General features: G+C 73.0%; 14 protein-coding genes. 8 read left to right on the top strand and 6 right to left on the bottom strand.

Going from position 1 to position 16,203, the window contains the following annotated elements; genetic code table 11:
• The first annotated feature begins 354 nt into the window (after positions 1–354).
• From rutA to MOTC310_RS00655, 5 genes are all read left to right on the top strand, one after another.
• Positions 355–1,449, top strand: a complete 1,095-nt coding sequence (gene rutA / locus MOTC310_RS00675; RefSeq protein ID WP_331301440.1) for a pyrimidine utilization protein A — start codon at positions 355–357, stop codon at positions 1,447–1,449.
• 11 nt (positions 1,450–1,460) lie between these two features.
• The gene (gene rutB / locus MOTC310_RS00670; RefSeq protein WP_419539835.1) at positions 1,461–2,213 is read left to right on the top strand and encodes a pyrimidine utilization protein B; all 753 of its coding nucleotides are present in this window, start codon (positions 1,461–1,463) and stop codon (positions 2,211–2,213) included.
• Positions 2,214–2,327: 114 nt separating this feature from the next.
• Positions 2,328–2,714 carry a pyrimidine utilization protein C gene (gene rutC / locus MOTC310_RS00665; RefSeq protein WP_331300456.1) on the top strand — a complete coding sequence of 129 codons (387 nt, stop codon included), beginning with the start codon at positions 2,328–2,330 and terminating at the stop codon, positions 2,712–2,714.
• On the top strand, positions 2,711–3,493 hold the full coding sequence (gene rutD / locus MOTC310_RS00660; RefSeq protein ID WP_331301439.1) for a pyrimidine utilization protein D: 783 nt from the start codon (positions 2,711–2,713) through the stop codon (positions 3,491–3,493). The genes rutC and rutD overlap by 4 nt, the downstream gene beginning before the upstream one ends.
• 622 nt (positions 3,494–4,115) lie before the next feature.
• On the top strand, positions 4,116–4,976 hold the full coding sequence (locus MOTC310_RS00655; RefSeq protein WP_331300455.1) for an SDR family NAD(P)-dependent oxidoreductase: 861 nt from the start codon (positions 4,116–4,118) through the stop codon (positions 4,974–4,976).
• Positions 4,977–5,083: 107 nt separating this feature from the next.
• Here the strand turns inward: MOTC310_RS00655 and MOTC310_RS00650 are convergent, their stop codons facing one another.
• Positions 5,084–5,608, bottom strand: coding sequence for a hypothetical protein (locus MOTC310_RS00650; RefSeq protein ID WP_331300454.1), 525 nt, complete (start codon positions 5,606–5,608; stop codon positions 5,084–5,086).
• A 305-nt stretch (positions 5,609–5,913) separates the two neighbouring features.
• On the opposite strand from MOTC310_RS00650, the gene MOTC310_RS00645 reads away from it, so the two are divergent.
• The 3 genes from MOTC310_RS00645 (at position 5,914) to MOTC310_RS00635 (ending at position 11,401) form a co-directional block, all read left to right on the top strand.
• Positions 5,914–6,516, top strand: coding sequence for an acyltransferase (locus MOTC310_RS00645; RefSeq protein WP_058607953.1), 603 nt, complete (start codon positions 5,914–5,916; stop codon positions 6,514–6,516).
• Positions 6,517–6,752: 236 nt separating this feature from the next.
• Entirely contained in the window at positions 6,753–10,685 is a 3,933-nt protein-coding gene (locus MOTC310_RS00640; protein ID WP_331300453.1) for a glycosyltransferase, read from the top strand.
• The gene (locus MOTC310_RS00635) at positions 10,682–11,401 is read left to right on the top strand and encodes a CatB-related O-acetyltransferase (protein ID WP_331300452.1); all 720 of its coding nucleotides are present in this window, start codon (positions 10,682–10,684) and stop codon (positions 11,399–11,401) included. Before MOTC310_RS00640 ends, MOTC310_RS00635 begins: the two co-directional genes overlap by 4 nt.
• A gap of 45 nt (positions 11,402–11,446) precedes the next feature.
• Here MOTC310_RS00635 and MOTC310_RS00630 read toward each other — a convergent pair whose 3' ends face one another.
• The 5 genes from MOTC310_RS00630 to MOTC310_RS00610 form a co-directional block, all read right to left on the bottom strand.
• The gene (locus MOTC310_RS00630; RefSeq protein WP_331300451.1) at positions 11,447–12,649 is read right to left on the bottom strand and encodes a Zn-dependent hydrolase; all 1,203 of its coding nucleotides are present in this window, start codon (positions 12,647–12,649) and stop codon (positions 11,447–11,449) included.
• 50 nt (positions 12,650–12,699) lie between these two features.
• Positions 12,700–14,127: a methylenetetrahydrofolate--tRNA-(uracil(54)-C(5))-methyltransferase (FADH(2)-oxidizing) TrmFO gene (gene trmFO, locus MOTC310_RS00625; RefSeq protein WP_331294390.1), complete on the bottom strand. Its 1,428-nt coding sequence runs from the start codon at positions 14,125–14,127 to the stop codon at positions 12,700–12,702.
• A 90-nt stretch (positions 14,128–14,217) separates the two neighbouring features.
• Positions 14,218–14,364 (bottom strand): DUF1127 domain-containing protein, encoded by a 147-nt coding sequence (locus tag MOTC310_RS00620; protein WP_012318555.1) that lies wholly within the window; start codon positions 14,362–14,364, stop codon positions 14,218–14,220.
• Positions 14,365–14,669: 305 nt separating this feature from the next.
• The gene (locus MOTC310_RS00615; protein WP_331294391.1) at positions 14,670–14,939 is read right to left on the bottom strand and encodes a GCG_CRPN prefix-to-repeats domain-containing protein; all 270 of its coding nucleotides are present in this window, start codon (positions 14,937–14,939) and stop codon (positions 14,670–14,672) included.
• A 187-nt stretch (positions 14,940–15,126) separates the two neighbouring features.
• Positions 15,127–16,101 (bottom strand): S1C family serine protease, encoded by a 975-nt coding sequence (locus tag MOTC310_RS00610; RefSeq protein WP_331294392.1) that lies wholly within the window; start codon positions 16,099–16,101, stop codon positions 15,127–15,129.
• Between the last annotated feature and the right edge of the window lie 102 nt (positions 16,102–16,203).

Genomic DNA, 16,203 nt, shown 5'->3' with positions numbered 1-16,203 from the left:
CCATCTTCGTCACGGGAAGATGGTCTCCGCCACGTCCGCGACAATGCCGGCAGCAATGCCGGCCGCGATCGACGCGCCGTCGTCGGTCATCGCGCCGCACGGATGCGCGGTTCGGCGGAACGGCGCGGGCAGTCGGGACGCGCACGGGTTGAGCAGGCACCGCGACCCGGTTGTGCAAGTCGCTGGAAAGATGGGCATTTTCGCGCCCGACGGGCACCGCGGGTTTGACCCTCCGCCGCGGTTTTGCGAGCCTCCGGGCGCCGACTCGGTTCCGGGGGAACCGACCGGGCGGAGCGCGGGACGATGATGCAGAGCCACGCGGACGACAGCGCCGATGCCCGTCCGGCACAGGCCATGAGCGTCGGGGTGTTCATCCCCATCGGCAACAACGGCTGGCTGCTGTCGGAGAACGCCCCGCAGTACCGCCCGAGCTTCGCGCTCAACAGGGCGATCACCCTGAAGGCGGAGGGCTACGGGCTCGACTTCGCCCTGTCGATGATCAAGCTCCGCGGCTTCGGCGGCAAGACCGAGTTCTGGGACCACAATCTCGAATCCTTCACCCTGATGGCGGGGCTCGCCGCCGTGACCACCCGGATCCGGCTGTTCGCCACCGCGGCGACCCTGTGCCTGCCGCCCGCCATCGTGGCCCGCATGGCCGCGACCATCGACTCGATCTCGGACGGGCGCTTCGGCCTGAACCTCGTCACCGGCTGGCAGAAGCCGGAATACGACCAGATGGGCCTGTGGCCGGGGGACGCGTATTTTGCCAAGCGCTACGATTACTTGGCCGAGTATGCCCAGATCCTGCGCGACCTGTGGGAGACAGGCGCCAGCGACCGCAAGGGCACGTATTTCCAGATGAACGATTGCCGGCTGAGTCCCCGGCCGCAGGCGCCGGTGAAGATCATCTGCGCCGGCCAGAGCGGCGCCGGACTGGCCTTCACGGCCCAGTACGCCGACTACAATTTCTGCCTGGGGAAAGGGCTCAACACGCCGACCGCCTTCGCGCCCGTGGTGGAGAAGCTGGCCGAGGCCAGCGCGCGGACCGGGCGGCGGGTGACCGCCTTCGCCCTGTTCATGATCATCGCCGACGAGACCGACGCCGCCGCCATGGCCACCTGGGCGCACTACAAGGCGGGCGCGGATGCCGAGGCGATCGCCTGGCTCGGCGTGCAGGGCGCGGCCGACACCAAGTCCGGCGGCGACACCAACGTGCGCCAGCTCGCCGACCCGGCCTCGGCGGTGAACCTCAACATGGGCACCCTGGTGGGCAGCTACGCCAGCGTGGCCGCGATGCTCGACGAACTCATGACCCTCGACGGGGTGGAGGGCGTGCTGCTGGTCTTCGACGACTTCCTCGAGGGCCTCGACGCCTTCGGGACCCGGATCCAGCCGCTGATGCGGTCGCGCCGGCACGTGACGGCGGCGCCGCTGCCCGAGGTCGCCTGATGGACCACTCGATGGACCGCCCCGCCGGATTCCGCGACGCCCAGGGTCGGCACGGCGACGTCGTCCTGCCGGCCCGCCCGGAGCCGATCGCCCTCGATCCCGCGACCACGTTCCTCATCGTCGTGGACGTCCAGAACGCCTACGCGAGCCCGGGCGGCTACCTCGATCGGGCCGGCTTCGACGTGTCGGGCACCGGCCCGGTGATCGCCCGGATCGCCCGGGCGGTGGCGGCGGCGCGGGCCGCCGGCATCCCGGTCCTGTGGTTCCAGAACGGCTGGGACCCGGCCTATGTCGAGGCCGGTGGCCCGGGCTCGCCGAACTGGCATAAATCCAACGCCCTCAAGACGATGCGGCGGAATCCTGCAGCGAACACGCAGCTCCTCGCCAAGGGATCCTGGGACTACGCGCTGGTGGACGCCCTGACGCCGGAGCCCGGGGACATCGTGATGGGCAAGCCCCGCTACAGCGGCTTCTACAACACGCCGCTCGACAGCACGCTGCGGGCACGGGGCGTGACCACGCTGGTCTTCACCGGAATCGCCACCAACGTCTGCGTCGAGTCGACCCTGCGGGACGGCTTTCACCGGGAGTATTTCGGGATCGTGCTGGCCGACGCCACGCACCAGGCCGGACCGGAGAGCCTGCACCGCGCGGCGCTCGCCAATATCGAGACCTTCTTCGGCTGGGTCTCGGACGTCGCCGCCTTCGAGGCCGCTCTCGGGGCGCCCTCGCGCGCCGCCGCCGGCGCCGATCTGGCCGGATAAGTGCATCGCGCGCCCGGCCGGTGACCGGCAGGGTGCGCGAACGCCGCCGCGACGCGGCCTCGCGCGCGGCCTGCCCGGCCCGGCCGATAGGTCGCGCGCGGGAGGCGCAGGGGCATGCCCAAGCAGATCGTGATACCGCCGGGGACCGGCAAGCCGCTGGCCCCCTACGTGCCGGGCACGCTGGCCGACGGGGTCCTGTACGTCTCGGGCACGCTGCCGCTGGATGCGGAGGCCAACGTGGTCCATGTCGGCGACGCGGGGGCCCAGACCCGCCACGTGCTGGAGACCATCAAGGGCGTGGTCGAGGCCGCGGGCGGCACGATGGACGACGTCACCTTCAACCACGTCTTCCTGACGGACTGGGCCGACTACGCGGCGATCAACGCCGTCTACGCCGCGTATTTCCCGGGCGAGAAGCCCGCGCGCTACTGCATCCAGTGCGGCCTCGTGAAGCCCGAGGCCCGCGTGGAGATCGCCTCGATCGCCCATATCGGCCGCTGATGGGCCCGCTCCATCACGCGGTGGCGGGCCCGGCGGGCGGGCGGCCGGTGCTGCTCTCGCCCGGGCTCGGCGGCGCGGCGGGCTACTTCGCGCCGCAGATGGTGGCCCTGACCGCGCGGTTCCGGGTCGTCACCTACGACCATCGCGGCACCGGGCGCTCGCCCGGCCCCCTCGCGCCGGACCACGACATCCCCGCCATGGCGCGGGACGCGCGCGCGGTGCTGGACGCCGCCGGAATCGACCGGGCCGACGTGGTCGGCCACGCGCTGGGCGGCCTGATCGCCCTCCAGATGGCTTTGGACGCGCCCGACCGGGTCGGGCGGATCGTGGTGATCAACGGCTGGGACGCCCTGGACCCGGCCACGCGCCGCTGCTTCGCGGCCCGCCGGGCGATCCTCGCGGGCGGCGGCCCGGAGGCCTTCGTGCGGGCGCAGGCGATCTTCCTGTACCCGGCGGCGTGGCTCTCCGCGCAGGCCGAGCGGGTCGAAGCCGACGAGGCGCAGGCCCGGGCGCATTTCCCCGGCGCCGAGACCGTGCTGACCCGTATCGCCGCCCTGGAGCGCTTCACGATCGCGGACCGTCTCGGGTCGATCGGCCACGAGACCCTGCTGATGGCGGCCCGGGACGACGTGCTGGTGCCCTACACCCGGTCCGAGCGGCTGGCGGCGGCGCTGCCCAACGCCCGCCTCGCCCTCGCCCCGGAGGGCGGCCACGCCCACAGCGTCACCCGGCCCGAGGCCTTCAACCGGGCGCTGCTGGACTTCCTGGACCGGGACTGAGCGGCCGCTACGCCCGCAGCGCGATCATCGGCAGCGCCACCGCGTCGAGGGCGGCGGCCAGCACCGGGAGCAGGGCCGGCCAGCGCAGGGCCGCCGCGGTGCCGATCTGCCCCCGGGCGAAGGCCAGGATCAGCATCGGCGCCAGCGGCAGCAGGTCCCGGACCTGCAACCCGCCGAGGCCAGCCGCCGGGGCGAGGGCCTGCGCGAGCACCGCCAGCCAGAGGCCGAGCAGCGCGCCCCCCGAGAGCCACAGCCGCTCCGCGGGCGGGGGCAGGGGACCGCGCCGCAGCGCGAAGGGCGGCACCAGCAGTGCGGCTGCCCAGAGCCCGTGGAGGAACCCGGGCAGCGGGAGGGGCAGGGACGCGAATCCCTCCCCCGCCCCGGCGGGGTGCGGCAGTCCGAGGCTCGCGGCCGGGAGAGCCGGCAGCAGGGCCGGCAGGAAAGGCGGTAGGAAAGCCGGCAGCAGGGCGAACGCGGCGAGCGGCAGCCGGTCCCGGCAGGCGCGGACGCGCCGCCCCGGGGGCGGGAACGGCACCAGCAGCATCCCGGCGAGGGGCGCGCAGGCCNCGGCCCCGGCCCCGGCCGGGTCGCGGCCCTGGGCGGCCTCTCGACCCTCGTCGGCATGTTCGTGCCCGGCCTCCACTCGATCCTCTCGAAGATCGACGTGACCGTCACCGAGGGAGGCACCGGCTCGAGCCTCGGCTACGCGGTGAAGCGGTTCCAGCCGATGCTGCAATCGGTGACGCTGGACGCCGTCGGCCCCGGCCTCGTCGCCCGGGTCGAGGGCTTCGTCCGCCCGCGGCCGGTGGAGCAGGAGCGCCTGCGGGACCTCGCGGCGCTGGTGGAGCCCGGCGCCTTCGCGGCGGTGTCCGCGCTGATCGTCGGCGGGTCGCGGGGCCTCGGCGCCGCGACCGCCAAGCTGATCGCCGCCGGGGGCGGGGCGGTCTGCATCACCTACGCGTCCGGCGCCGAGGAGGCGGAGGCCGTCGCCCGGGAGATCCGGGACGCCGGCGGGCGCTGCCAGGTCCTCCGCTACGACGCCGCCGAGCCGGCCGCCCCGCAGCTGGTGGCGCTGGCGATGCGCCCGTCGCAGCTCTACCACTTCGCGACGCCCCGCATCTTCCGCCAGAAGCGCGCGCCGTTCGAGCCGGCCTGCCTGGACGAGATGATGCGCGTCTACAACACCGCCTTCTACGAGCTGAGCCAGTTCTGCCTGGAGCGCGGCGACGCCGTGGCGGCCTTCTACCCGTCGACCAGCGCCATCGACGAGGCGCCCCGCGACACGCTGGAGTACGTCATGGCCAAGATCGCGGGCGAGACGCTGGCCGCGACCCTGGCGCGCACGCTCCCGAACCTGCGGACCGTGATCGAGCGGCTGCCCCGGGTGAAGACCGACCAGACCGCCACGATCTTCCCCGTGCCGGCCGCCGCGCCGAGCGCGCTGATGCTGCCGATCATCCGGCGGATGTCGGCGGCCGCCTGATCCGGAGGCGTGGCGGGCACGGGACCGTGCTGGACGGTCCTGACCGAACCGGGCGCCGCGATCTCAAGCGCGCGGCGCAGTGGCCGCGCCCCCCCCCGGCACCGGGATCACTCGGCGGCGGCGTCGTGCCGGACCTCTTCGTCCGCGTCCGGATCAGCCTCGACCCCGTCCTTACCGTCCTCGCCCCCGTCGGGCGCCGCGGCGGCGGTGAAGAAGTCGCCGTTCCGGATCGCCTCGCCGCCGGTCACCAGCATGCTGAGATAGGTGTTGAGGGTATTGGGCGCGACGTCGGGCAGCCGCTCGGCGATCTGGGCATGCGACAGGCCCTGCGGACCGGCCGAGCCGAGCAGCGCCTTCAGCCGCCCCTTGGCCGAGTTGGCCCGGGGACCGCGAGCACCGCGCCGGCCGCCGGAGGCGGGCACGGAGCGGTCGGACGCGGCGGCCCGCGGCCCTTCGGACGCGTGGAGACCGGAGGCCTCCAGCGGGATCCCCTCGACGATCGAGGTCAGCGCGGCCTCCGCCGCTCGAAGCTTGGTCAGCTCGGCCGCGATCCGATCGTAGTCGCTCTGCAGCGCGGCCCTGCGCGCCCGAACGTCCACCAGGGCCTTCGTCAGGGTGTTGTCCTCAGCCACCGGATGGCCTCATCCCATGATTTCTCTGGTGGACGGCATACGGCATAGGACCCTTCCGACGTCAACCGCCGCACGAGTTGTGACGACGGCGCCTGATGGCTTAGAGACATCTTCAAACACCGCTTCCGGCCCGGGGTCATCGGCGCTGCCGCCGCATGTCGACGGATCCCGATCCCGGCACGCCGATTCCGTAGTCGTCATGTCAGAAGGCGAGCATTCTTCCGCGGCTTCGATGTGTGGCCGTCCGCTCCCGGACCTCGGCCACGCCGCGCCCAGGGGCCTCCGTAGATCCCGCAGAGCGAATTATGTCTTTGAATATCTTCGACAAAGGGGAGAATAATGTCATCGACATTGATTCGCGGGACCAGCACAGTCAAGCGGGAAAAATCTACGTCAACGGCGACAACAACTACATCCGCATAGGCAGGGGCTGCGTGTCCGACAAGGACATGCACATCGTCATCGAGTCGAACTGCCGGTTCGACGTCGGCGAGGACGTCCGGCTGTCGATGGCCAACATCTATATCGGCCCCGGCTCGGTGCTGCGCATCGGCGACCGGACCGGCTTCACCGGGCTCGTCCATCTCAATCCCGTCGAGGGGAAGGCGATCGAGATCGGCACGGACTGCTCGATCGCGTCGGGCGTCTGGATGACGACGAGCGACTTCCACTCCATCGTCACCCGGGACACCGGCGCGCGGCTGAACCCGGCCAAGCCCGTCCGGGTCGGCAACCACGTCTGGATCGCCAATCAGGCCACGCTCCTCAAGGGCTCGGTCATCGGCGACAACGCGATCGTCGGCGCGCACGCCGTCGTCACCGGGACGGTGCCGGCCCACTGCGTGGCCGCCGGCAACCCCGCGCGGATCGTGCGGGAGAACGTGACGTGGCGGTCCGACCTGATCTGACCGCACCGGCAGGGCGCGCGGGACATGGGGTATGGGGCGCCGTTGTTTACCCCACGCGCGCATTCCGTTAGGGCGATGACCCGTCGGTGCGACCCCTTGCCCGGCGCGCCGACACGCTTTCGATCCAGCCCGCGCGAACACATGCTCATTCGAGCCTCAGGTCTCGACCCCTGCGCCGCACCCGGCACGGCCTTCGACCGGGACCGGCGGTCGCCGCGCGATAACGCGGGCGCTTCATGTTGAAGCGGATCCACGGCCTGTACCATCGCTGGGCGCGCTCCTGCCCGGTCCGCGCGAGCGGCAACCCGCTGATCCGGCTGGCGGCCCGCCGCGGCCTGCCGGCGGCGAACAATGTCGTCACCGCGGACGCGCAGATCGCCGTGCTGGCGCCGCACGTTGACGCGGCGTTCTACGCGAGCTGGTACGGGATCACGGCCGACCCGGTGCGCGACTACCTCGTCCACGGCTGGCGCGCGGGCCGCGACCCGCGCCCCGACTTCGACTCCGCCGCCTACCTCGCCCGGCATCCCCACCTCGCCCGCGCCGGCATCAACCCGCTCCTGCACGCCCTCGCCCGCAAACGCGGCAGGGAGGGCGGGGAGGGGGAGGCGGCCGCCCTGCCGAAACCCGACACGGCCGAGGCCCAGCGCCTCGCCCGCCGCCTCGTCGACGGCGCCTTCTACCTTGCCGGCAACCCCGACCTCGCCGCCGCCGGCGTCGACCCGGTCGACCACTACATGGCCTCGGGCTGGCGCGAGGGCCGCGAGCCGGCGCCCCAGTTCGACACCCTGGCCTACTGCCTCAGCCGCGGGATCACCTTCGCCACCCAGAACCCGCTGGTGCACTACGTCCTCCACGGCGGAGCCGCCCGGCCCGACCCGGAGGCGGCGCTGGCCCTGCGGATCGAGACGCTCGCCCCCTACTTCGACGCCGCCCATTACCGGCAGCGCCTGCCCGACCCGCAGGCCGAGGCCCTGGCCGGGGCCTCGGACGCGGCGCTGCTGCGCCACTACGTGGCGGAGGGCTGGCGGGCGCGGATCGGCCCGCGGCCGGACTTCGACCCGGCCGGCTACGTGCAGGCGCGGTCCGGCAGCCGGGCGGTCGCGGACGACCCGTTCTTCCGCTACGTCGCCGAGACCCGGCTGACCGGGGCCGAGCCGTTCGCGGAGCCGCACCGGCTGAACCTGCCGGCGGTGGACGCGGACTGGTACCGGGCGACCTACCCGGACGCGGGCGGGCGCGAGCCGTTCCTGCACTTCGCCGAGGCGGGCTGGCGGGAGCTGCGCGATCCGGGGCCGGGGCGCTCGACGCTGGCGGCGCTGCTGCGGGTCTGCGGGCTGCGGCCGGCGCGGGCGCCGGTGGAGGACACCGGCTGGCTGGGGGCGATCGGGCGGGAGACCCTCGACCGGGACGCGCTCCTGGACCTGCAGGCGCGGCTGGTGGCGGGGCATTTCGATCACGGCTTCTACCGGGCGCGCTACGGGCTGTCCGAGGCGGAGGACGCGGTGCGCGACTACTGCGACACCGGCTGGAAGAAGGGCCGCAATCCCAGACCCGACTTCAACGGCTGGGCATACCGCGCGCACCACCCCTCCGCGGAGGCGACGGGCATCGCGCCCTTCGTCCACCACCTCGCTCGGGCCCTGCTGCGGGGCGATGACCTCGCGGGCGACGTCTTCGATCCGCGCTACGGCGCGCCGCCAGCCGAGGAGGACGCCGACCTGTTCGAGCAGGCCCGCCTGATCGAGCCGTTCTTCGACGCGCCCTGGTACCTCAAGCGCTACCCGGACACCGGCGGTTTCGAGAACGGGCCGGCGATCCACTTCCTGTCCCACGGCCAGGAGGAGGACCGCGACCCGAGCAAGACCTTCTCGACGCGCTTCTACCGCCGGGCCTACGGCCATCTGCTGGGTCCCGGGGAGTCGCCATTCCTGCACTACGTGCGCACCGGCCGGGCCGCCGGGCTGATGGGCTGCCCCGAGGATCTCGGCACCTACCCGCCCATGGAAGCCCCCGCGTCCCACGACTGGGACCGCCTGCCCCGGGCCCTGCCCATCGATCAGGCCCGCGTCGTCGTCATCGTCCCCGTCTACAAGGGCCGCGGCGAGACCCTGCGCGCCATCCACGCCTGCCTGTCGGCGCCCCAGGCCACCCCCTTCACCCTGCTCGCCGTCAACGACCGCTCCCCCGACCCGGAACTCACCGCGGACCTCGCCGCCCTCGCCGGCCGCGGCCTGTTCCACCTCGTCGAGAACGAGCGCAACCTCGGCTTCGTCCGCTCGGTCAACCGCGCCCTCGGTCTGCGCCAGGGCCGCGCCGTCGTCCTGCTCAACTCCGACGCTGAAGTCTTCGGCGACTGGCTCGACCGCCTCGTCGCCCACGCCGAACCTCAGACAGCCCCTCAGGCAGACCCTCGGGCCGGGTCCGTCACGGAGGCGGGGGCGGGAATGGGGGCGGGGCTGCCCGTGGGCAGCGTCACGCCGCTGTCCAACAACGCCACGATCTGCTCCTACCCGCGCTTCAACGCCAACAACACCATGCCGCTGGAGATCGCCCGGCCCGAGCTCGACCGCCTCGCCGCGCAGGTCAATTGCGGCCGCGCCGTGCCCGTGCCCACCGGCGTCGGCTTCTGCATGTACATGACCGCGCAGGCCCTCGACGCGGTCGGCGTCCTCGACGCCATGGCCTTCGGCAAGGGCTACGGCGAGGAGAACGACTGGTGCCTGCGCGCCATCAAGGCCGGCTTCGTCAACCTGCTCGCCGAGGACGTGTTCGTCCACCATGCCGGCCAGATCTCGTTCGGGCTCGACGCGGGCGGCGAGTACGACCAGGGCCAGGCGGCGCTGCTCGCCAAGCACCCCGACTACCCGGCCCGGGTCGGGCAGTTCGTCCAGGCCGATCCCGGCCGGCGCGGGCGGGCGCGGCTCGACCGGGCGCGGCTGGCCCGCCACTTCTCGGGGCGGGCGCTGCTGTACGTGACGCACAGCTGGGGCGGGGGCATCCAGCGGCACATCGACGACATGGTCGCCCAGGCCCGGGCCGAGGGCCTGAGCGTGGTGCTGCTGCAGATCGACCGGACCCGCAACCTCGAGGTCCACGTCGCCTACCGCGGCCCCGAGTTCCTGTACCTGCCCAACCTCGACAGCCTGTACCTGCCGCGGGACGCGGCGGAGCTCGCGGACTTCGTCGGGCAGCTGGCGCCGGTTCTGATCCACGTGCACTCGCTGGCGGGGCTGCGCTGGGGCGCGGCGCGGGCGCTGATGGAGGTGGTGGCGGGGTCGGGGCGTCCCTACGCGTGGACGCTGCACGACTACTCGCCGGTGTGCCACCGCAACCACCTGGTCCAGCCGGACGGGCGCTACTGCGGCCTGGCGCCGGTGGCGGAGTGCCGGTCGTGCCTGGCGGTGGACGCGGACGGGTTCGAGGAGCCGGATCCGGGCGAGCGGCGGGCCGTGTTCGGGGCGTTCCTGGCCGGCGCGGCGCGGGTGTTCGCGCCGTCCTGCGACACGGCGGGCCGGATCCGGACGGTGTACCCGGACCTCGCTGTCACGGTGCGGCCGCACCTGGAGCCGGAGCGGTCGGTGCGCTCGACCGCCCTGCAGCGGCCCGGCCGAATCCGCCGCGTCGCCGTCCTCGGCGCGATCAGCGCCACGAAGGGCGGCCTGTTCCTGCAGGCGCTGGCCACCGACGCGCAGGACCGGGACCTGCCGCTGCGCTTCGGGATCGTGGGCTACTCGGACCCGGCGCTGGCGATCGGCCTGGAGGGCGTCGGGGTCGCCCAGACCGGGCGCTACTCCGGCGACCACGAGGCCCTCGACCTGGTCTGGCGGCTCTCGGCGGATCTGGCGCTGCTGCCGGCGATCTGGCCCGAGACCTACTCGTACGCGCTGACCCTGGCCCTGCGCACCGGCCTGCCGGTGGCGGCCTTCGACCTCGGCGCGCCGGCCGAGCGGCTGCGCGCCTACCCGAACGGGCACCTGCTCCCCGGCGCCCTCGCCACCGATCCGGCCGCCTTCAACGACCGCCTGCTCGCCATCGACGTCTCGGCCGCGGGCCGGCTCTCCGTGCCGATCCGGGCGGCCGAGTACGGCAACCTGATGGGCGACTATTACGGCCTGGACCCGGCACCGGCCGGGACCGGACACGCCAGCGACGAGGACGCCGCATGATCTCCGTCAACGAGGACATGAAGCAGGAGATGCTGCGGCGCGGCATCTCGGTGCTGCACCCGGCCCCGTTCGGCCTGCCGGAGGATTGCGTCTTCGAGCCGCCGTGCAGCATCAAGTGGATGGGCGTCGATTACTGCCTCACCATGGGGGCGTTCTCGTACGCGGTGAGCGGCTACTATTTCGGGGCCGACATCGCCCGCTACTGCTCGATCGGCGAGAGCGTCCAGGTCGGGCGCGGCAGCCACCCGGTCCAGTGCGGCTCGACCTCGCCGCTGTTCTACACGCACCACTCGGCCGTGTTCGACCGCCTCGACCCGCGGGCGGAGGATTACGAGATCTGCGGCCCGTATCTCTGGCCCAAGCGCGTGCGCATCGGCAACGACGTCTATATCGGCCACGGCGCCTTCCTGATGCCCGACATCACGATCGGCGACGGGGCGGTGATCGGCGCCATGGCGGTGGTGACCAAGGACGTGCCGCCCTACGCGATCGTGGCCGGCAGCCCCGCCCGGATCGTCAAGATGCGCTTCCCGGACGCGCTGATCGAGCGCTACCTGAAGGTGCAATGGTGGCGCTACGCCTTCTGGGACCTGCGCCAGTGCTCGATCACCGACCCGGAGCGGTTCATCGACGCCGTCGAGGAGCGGATCGCCGGCGGCATGCAGGAATACCGGCCGGAGTTGATCCCGATCCAGTCGCTGGTGCCGGGCGCCTGAGGCCCGGCGCCCGCCGGAACGCGCCGGGCGCCCGGGGCGGCGCGCTCAGCCCGCCAGCACCCGCGCCGCCGCGTCGCCGAGGGCCCGCACGCCGAGGGCGAGGTCGGCGTCGCTGGTGTCCTCCGCCCAGTGATGGCTGATGCCGCCGATCGAGGGCACGAACAGCATCGCGGCCGGCAGGATCCGGGCGACGTTCTGGGCGTCGTGCCCGGCGCCCGACGGCATCACCTGCCATCCTCCGGGGCAGACGCCCTCGGCGGCCTCCGAGAGGGCGCGCATCAGGGCCGGGTCGCAGGGGGCGGGGATCGCCTTCGCCAGGGCCGTCAGCGCGGCCGGGCAGCGCTCGCGCCGGTTCGAGTCCCGCACCAGCGCCTCCAGGCAGGCCTCCATCCGCTCCAGCACCGGCATCGCCACGTCGCGGAACTGGAAATACACCTCGGCCCGGCCCGGGATGACGCTGAAGCCGCCGGGATCCAGGGTGATCCGCCCCGTCGTCCAGGTGCTGCGCGGGCCGCAGATCTTCGGGAATTCCCGGTCGATCGCCGCGAGCAGCCGCACCGCCGAGAGGCCCGCATCCCGGCGCTCCGCCATAGTGGTGCCGCCCGCGTGGTCCTGGTTGCCGGCGAAATCGATCCGGAACTGCCAGATCGCCACGATGCCGCTCACCACGCCGAGATGCAGGCCGGCGGATTCGAGCTGCGTGCCCTGCTCGATATGCATCTCCAGGAAGCCGCGGTAGCGGTCCGGGTCGAGCCGCATCCGGGGGAGACCGGCGAGGCCGGCACTCGCGAGCGCCGCGCGGAGCGGCGTGCCGTCGGTGCGGTTGCGGGCCTCGTCGATCTCGGCCTCGGCCAGGTCGCCGATCGCCGAGCGGCTGCCCAGGAAGCCGCCGGAGAAGTGCCCCTCCTCGTCCGCGAAGGCGACGACGTCGACGGGCAGCCCGGCGCGGGCCAGCGCCACCCCGGCCACGACGCCCAGCGCCCCGTCGAGCCAGCCGGCCTCGTTCTGCGTCTCGATGTGGCTGCCGACCAGCAGGTGCGGGCCGGGGCCGCGATGTCGCCCCAGCACGTTGCCGATCCCGTCGATGGAGGCCTCCAGGCCGCAGGCCTCGAGCCGGGCCATCAGCCACCGGCGGGATTCCATGTCCGCGGCCGAGAAGGTCGGCCGGTGGACGCCGGTGCGGAACCGGCCGATCTCGCGCAGTTCGTAGAGGTCGGCGAGGAAGGCTTGGGTGTCGATCGCGGTCATGGTGAGCCCAGGTGGTGGAACCCCGGGCTGTGCAAGCCCCGTGCGGCCAGCTATTCCGCCGCCGCAGGTCTCGACGCACCGCCCTGCGCGCCCTCCAGCCAGACGGCGAGATCGGCCCGGGCCCGGTCGGTCAGCGCGCGCTTCTTCAGCGCCGCCTTCTCGGGCCCGCGCAGGCGCCGGCCGGTCTCGTTGCGGGGGGCCCGCTCGAGCGGCGGGAACAGGCCGAAATTGACGTTCATCGGCTGGAACGAGCGCGGGGCGTTGGCCTCGCCGTCCGCCATCAGGTGGCCGCCGGTGATGTGGGCGATGAGCGCGCCGAGGGCCGTGCTCTGGGGCAGGGGGGCGAGCGGGCACCCGGCCGCCTCCGCGACGGCGAAGCGGCCGGCCATCAGCCCGACCGCGGCGCTCTCCACGTAGCCCTCGCAGCCGGTGATCTGGCCGGCGAAGCGTAAGGAGGGCCGGGCCCTCAGCCGGAGGGTGGCGTCGAGCAGGCGTGGGCTGTCGAGGTAGGTGTTGCGGTGCAGGCCCCCGAGGCGGGCGAACTCGGCCCGTTCCAGGCCGGGGATCGTGCGGAAGATCCGCACCTGCTCGGCGTAGGTCAGCTTCGTCTGGAAGCCGACCATGTTGTAGAGGGTGCCCAGCGCGTTGTCCTGGCGCAGCTGCACGATCGCGCAGGGCTTGACCAGCGGGTCGCGCGGGTTGGTGAGCCCCACGGGCTTCATCGGCCCGTGGCGCAGGGTCTCGGGTCCGCGCTCGGCCATGACCTCGACGGGCAGGCAGCCGTCGAAATAGGGCGTGCCCTCCCACTGCTTGAACCCGATCTTCTCGCCCGCCACGAGGGCGGCCACGAAGGCGTCGTACTGCTCCCGGCTCATCGGGCAGTTGAGGTAGTCCGCGCCCGTGCCGCCGGGTCCCGGCTTGTCGTAGCGGGACTGGAACCACGCCACGTCCATGTCGATCGAGTCGCGGTGGACGATCGGCGCGATCGCGTCGAAGAAGGCGAGGGACTCGGCCCCGGTGAGCCCGCGGATGCCCTCGGCCAGCGCCGGAGCCGTGAGCGGGCCGGTGGCGACGATGCAGGGGCCCCAATCCTCCGGCGGCAGGCCCTCGACCTCCCCGCGGACGAGGGTGACGTTGGGATGCTGCTCCAGGGTCCGGGTCACCGCGGCGGAGAAGCCCTCGCGGTCGACCGCCAGCGCCCCGCCCGCCGGCACTTGGTTGGCGTCGGCCGCCCGCATGATCAGCGAGCCGAGCGTGCGCATCTCCTGGTGCAGCAGCCCGACGGCGTTGCCCGCGGGATCGTCCGACCGGAAGGAGTTCGAGCAGACGAGCTCGGCCAGCCCGTCCGTCCGGTGCGCCTCGGTGCCGCGCACCGGGCGCATCTCGTGGATCACCGCGCGGTGCCCGGCTTCGGCCACCTGCCAGGCGGCCTCGGATCCGGCGAGGCCGCCGCCGACGATGTGGATGGTCTGTGTCATGTCTGAGAATAGCGAAGGACCGCCGTCCGGATCAACGGGCGGCGGTCCTTCGAGACGTTCGTCTCGGGCGCTGGGACTCGGGCGCTGGGATCAGACGCGGGCGACGCCGCGGATCTCGCTGCGGTTGATGCCGAGATCGGCAAGATCGCGGTCCGACAGGCGGGACAGCTGGGAGACGGTGTCGCGGTACCGGAGATAGGCGCGGACGCGGCTCAGGACGCTACGGGCGGCGGACATGGTGTGCTGTGACCTCTGTTCGGGCAGACGATGGCGCCCCATTGCGCATCGCTGCCTCTTGTTGGTGCAACGCACATATAATCCCGCCGCAGCGCAGCAGGAGTCGTAAGGTCAAGCACCAGCCCTGCAGGAATTGCATAAGCGGCTTAAGAAACCGGCAAGGTTTCCGAATGGTCATTCTTTGTGCGCATGCAGGCCGTCGCGCAGAGGCGTGAAGGCCGGCGCGGGGCTTCCCGCACGCGCGAAGGGCGCCCCGCCGGTCGGCGGGACGCCCTTCAAACCGTCCCGAGCACCCGGACCGGGGCTCAGTAGAACGGGCGCGGCCCGTAGAAACCGTAGGGCCGGTAGAAGGGCCGCGGCCGGTAATAGCCGCCGTAGCCGCCGTAATAGATCGGGCGCCGCCAGTAGCCGTAGGGCCGGGGGCCCCAGTTCGGCCGGCAGATGCCCCAGGGATTGGGGTGGAAGCCGGGGCCGCAGCCCCCGGCCGCCTCGGCGGTCCCCGCGAGCCCGAGGCCGCCGGCGACCGCGGCGGCCATCACGAGCGCCTTCGCGCGCGGTGCGCTCAGAATCGTCATGACTGGATCTCCTCAACGCTTCCGGCGGATCGGGAGCCGGTGGTTGCAGATTCGGTCCCGCCACCTGAACCGTCGCTGAGCCGTAAGTTGTGTCCGGTACAGGCCCACGACGGCACCCGCGGCAACGCCGCTCACCGCGCCCAGGTTGCGCACCGAGGTTGCGCGCCGCGGACTCAGTGCAGCGGGCTCAGTGCAGCGAGGGCGTGCGCAGGAACCGCTCCCGATCCCCCGAGATGAGGGCGAGCTTCACGCCGCGTCCTTCCCGGCGGATCGTGAGGGGGACCCGCACCCCGGCCTCGCCGAGGGCCCAGACGCTGCGGAACAGGGCGGCGAGATCGGCCACCGGCTCGCCGGCCACCGCCTCGATCACGTCGCCGGCCTGGAGGCCGCCGGTCTCGGCCGGGCCGTTATCGGCGAGGCCCATCACGACGATGCCCTCCTCGCTCTCGGTGGCGTAGAGGCCGAGCCAGGGGCGCGGCGGCCGGTTGGCGCGCCCGCGCGTGGCGAGGTCCTCGAGGATCGGCGTCAGCAGGTCGATGGGCACGACCATGTTGATCGGCCGCGCCGCGCCGGCGCCGCCCTGCTGCAGCTGCAGCGAGCCGATGCCGAGCAGGTCGCCCTGGGGACCGATCAGCGCGGTGCCGCCCCAGTGCGGGTGCGCGGGGGCGGTGAACAGGGCCTCGTCGAGGACGTATTCCCAGTAACCGGCGAATTCCTGCCGGGCCACGACCTCGACGGCGACGCAGCGCTGGCGCCCGCCCGCCCCCGCCAGCACGGCCCGGTCACCGGTCTTCAACCCGGCCGAGCGGCCGAGCGGGAGGGCCGGCACGCCGAGGTCGCCGAGCGCCTGGACCAGGCCGAAGCCCGTGGCGGCGTCGAAGCCCAGGACGTGGCCGGGCACCGAGCGGCCGTCCCGGGTGGTGAGCCAGACGCTCTCGGCCTCGGTGACGAGGTAGCCGATGGTGAGAACCAGCCCGTCCTCGCGGATCACCACGCCGTTGCCGGCGCGCTCGGTGCCGAGCGTCTCGGCCGTGAACGCGCTCTCCGGGATCCGCGCCGACAGGGCCAGGACGGCGGAGAGGGCCCGGTCGAGATCGTAGCCGTAATCCGCAGGCCTGGGCTGGGCCTGCGCGGGAATCTTCCACTCGCCCTGCGTCGCCATGACATTCCTTCGGCTCGTCCGCCTGCGCTCCGGTCGGCGCCGGAGCGCGCAATCGGCACACCATAAGATGTCCACGCCGCCCGCGTCACCCGCGGCCCGGTG

The sequence above is a fragment of the Methylobacterium oryzae genome, assembly GCF_036441375.1.
GTDB classification, from domain to species: Bacteria; Pseudomonadota; Alphaproteobacteria; order Rhizobiales; family Beijerinckiaceae; genus Methylobacterium; species Methylobacterium oryzae_A.
Note: the sequence above shows the minus strand (reverse complement) of the source record. Positions and strands in the feature narration are given on the sequence as shown.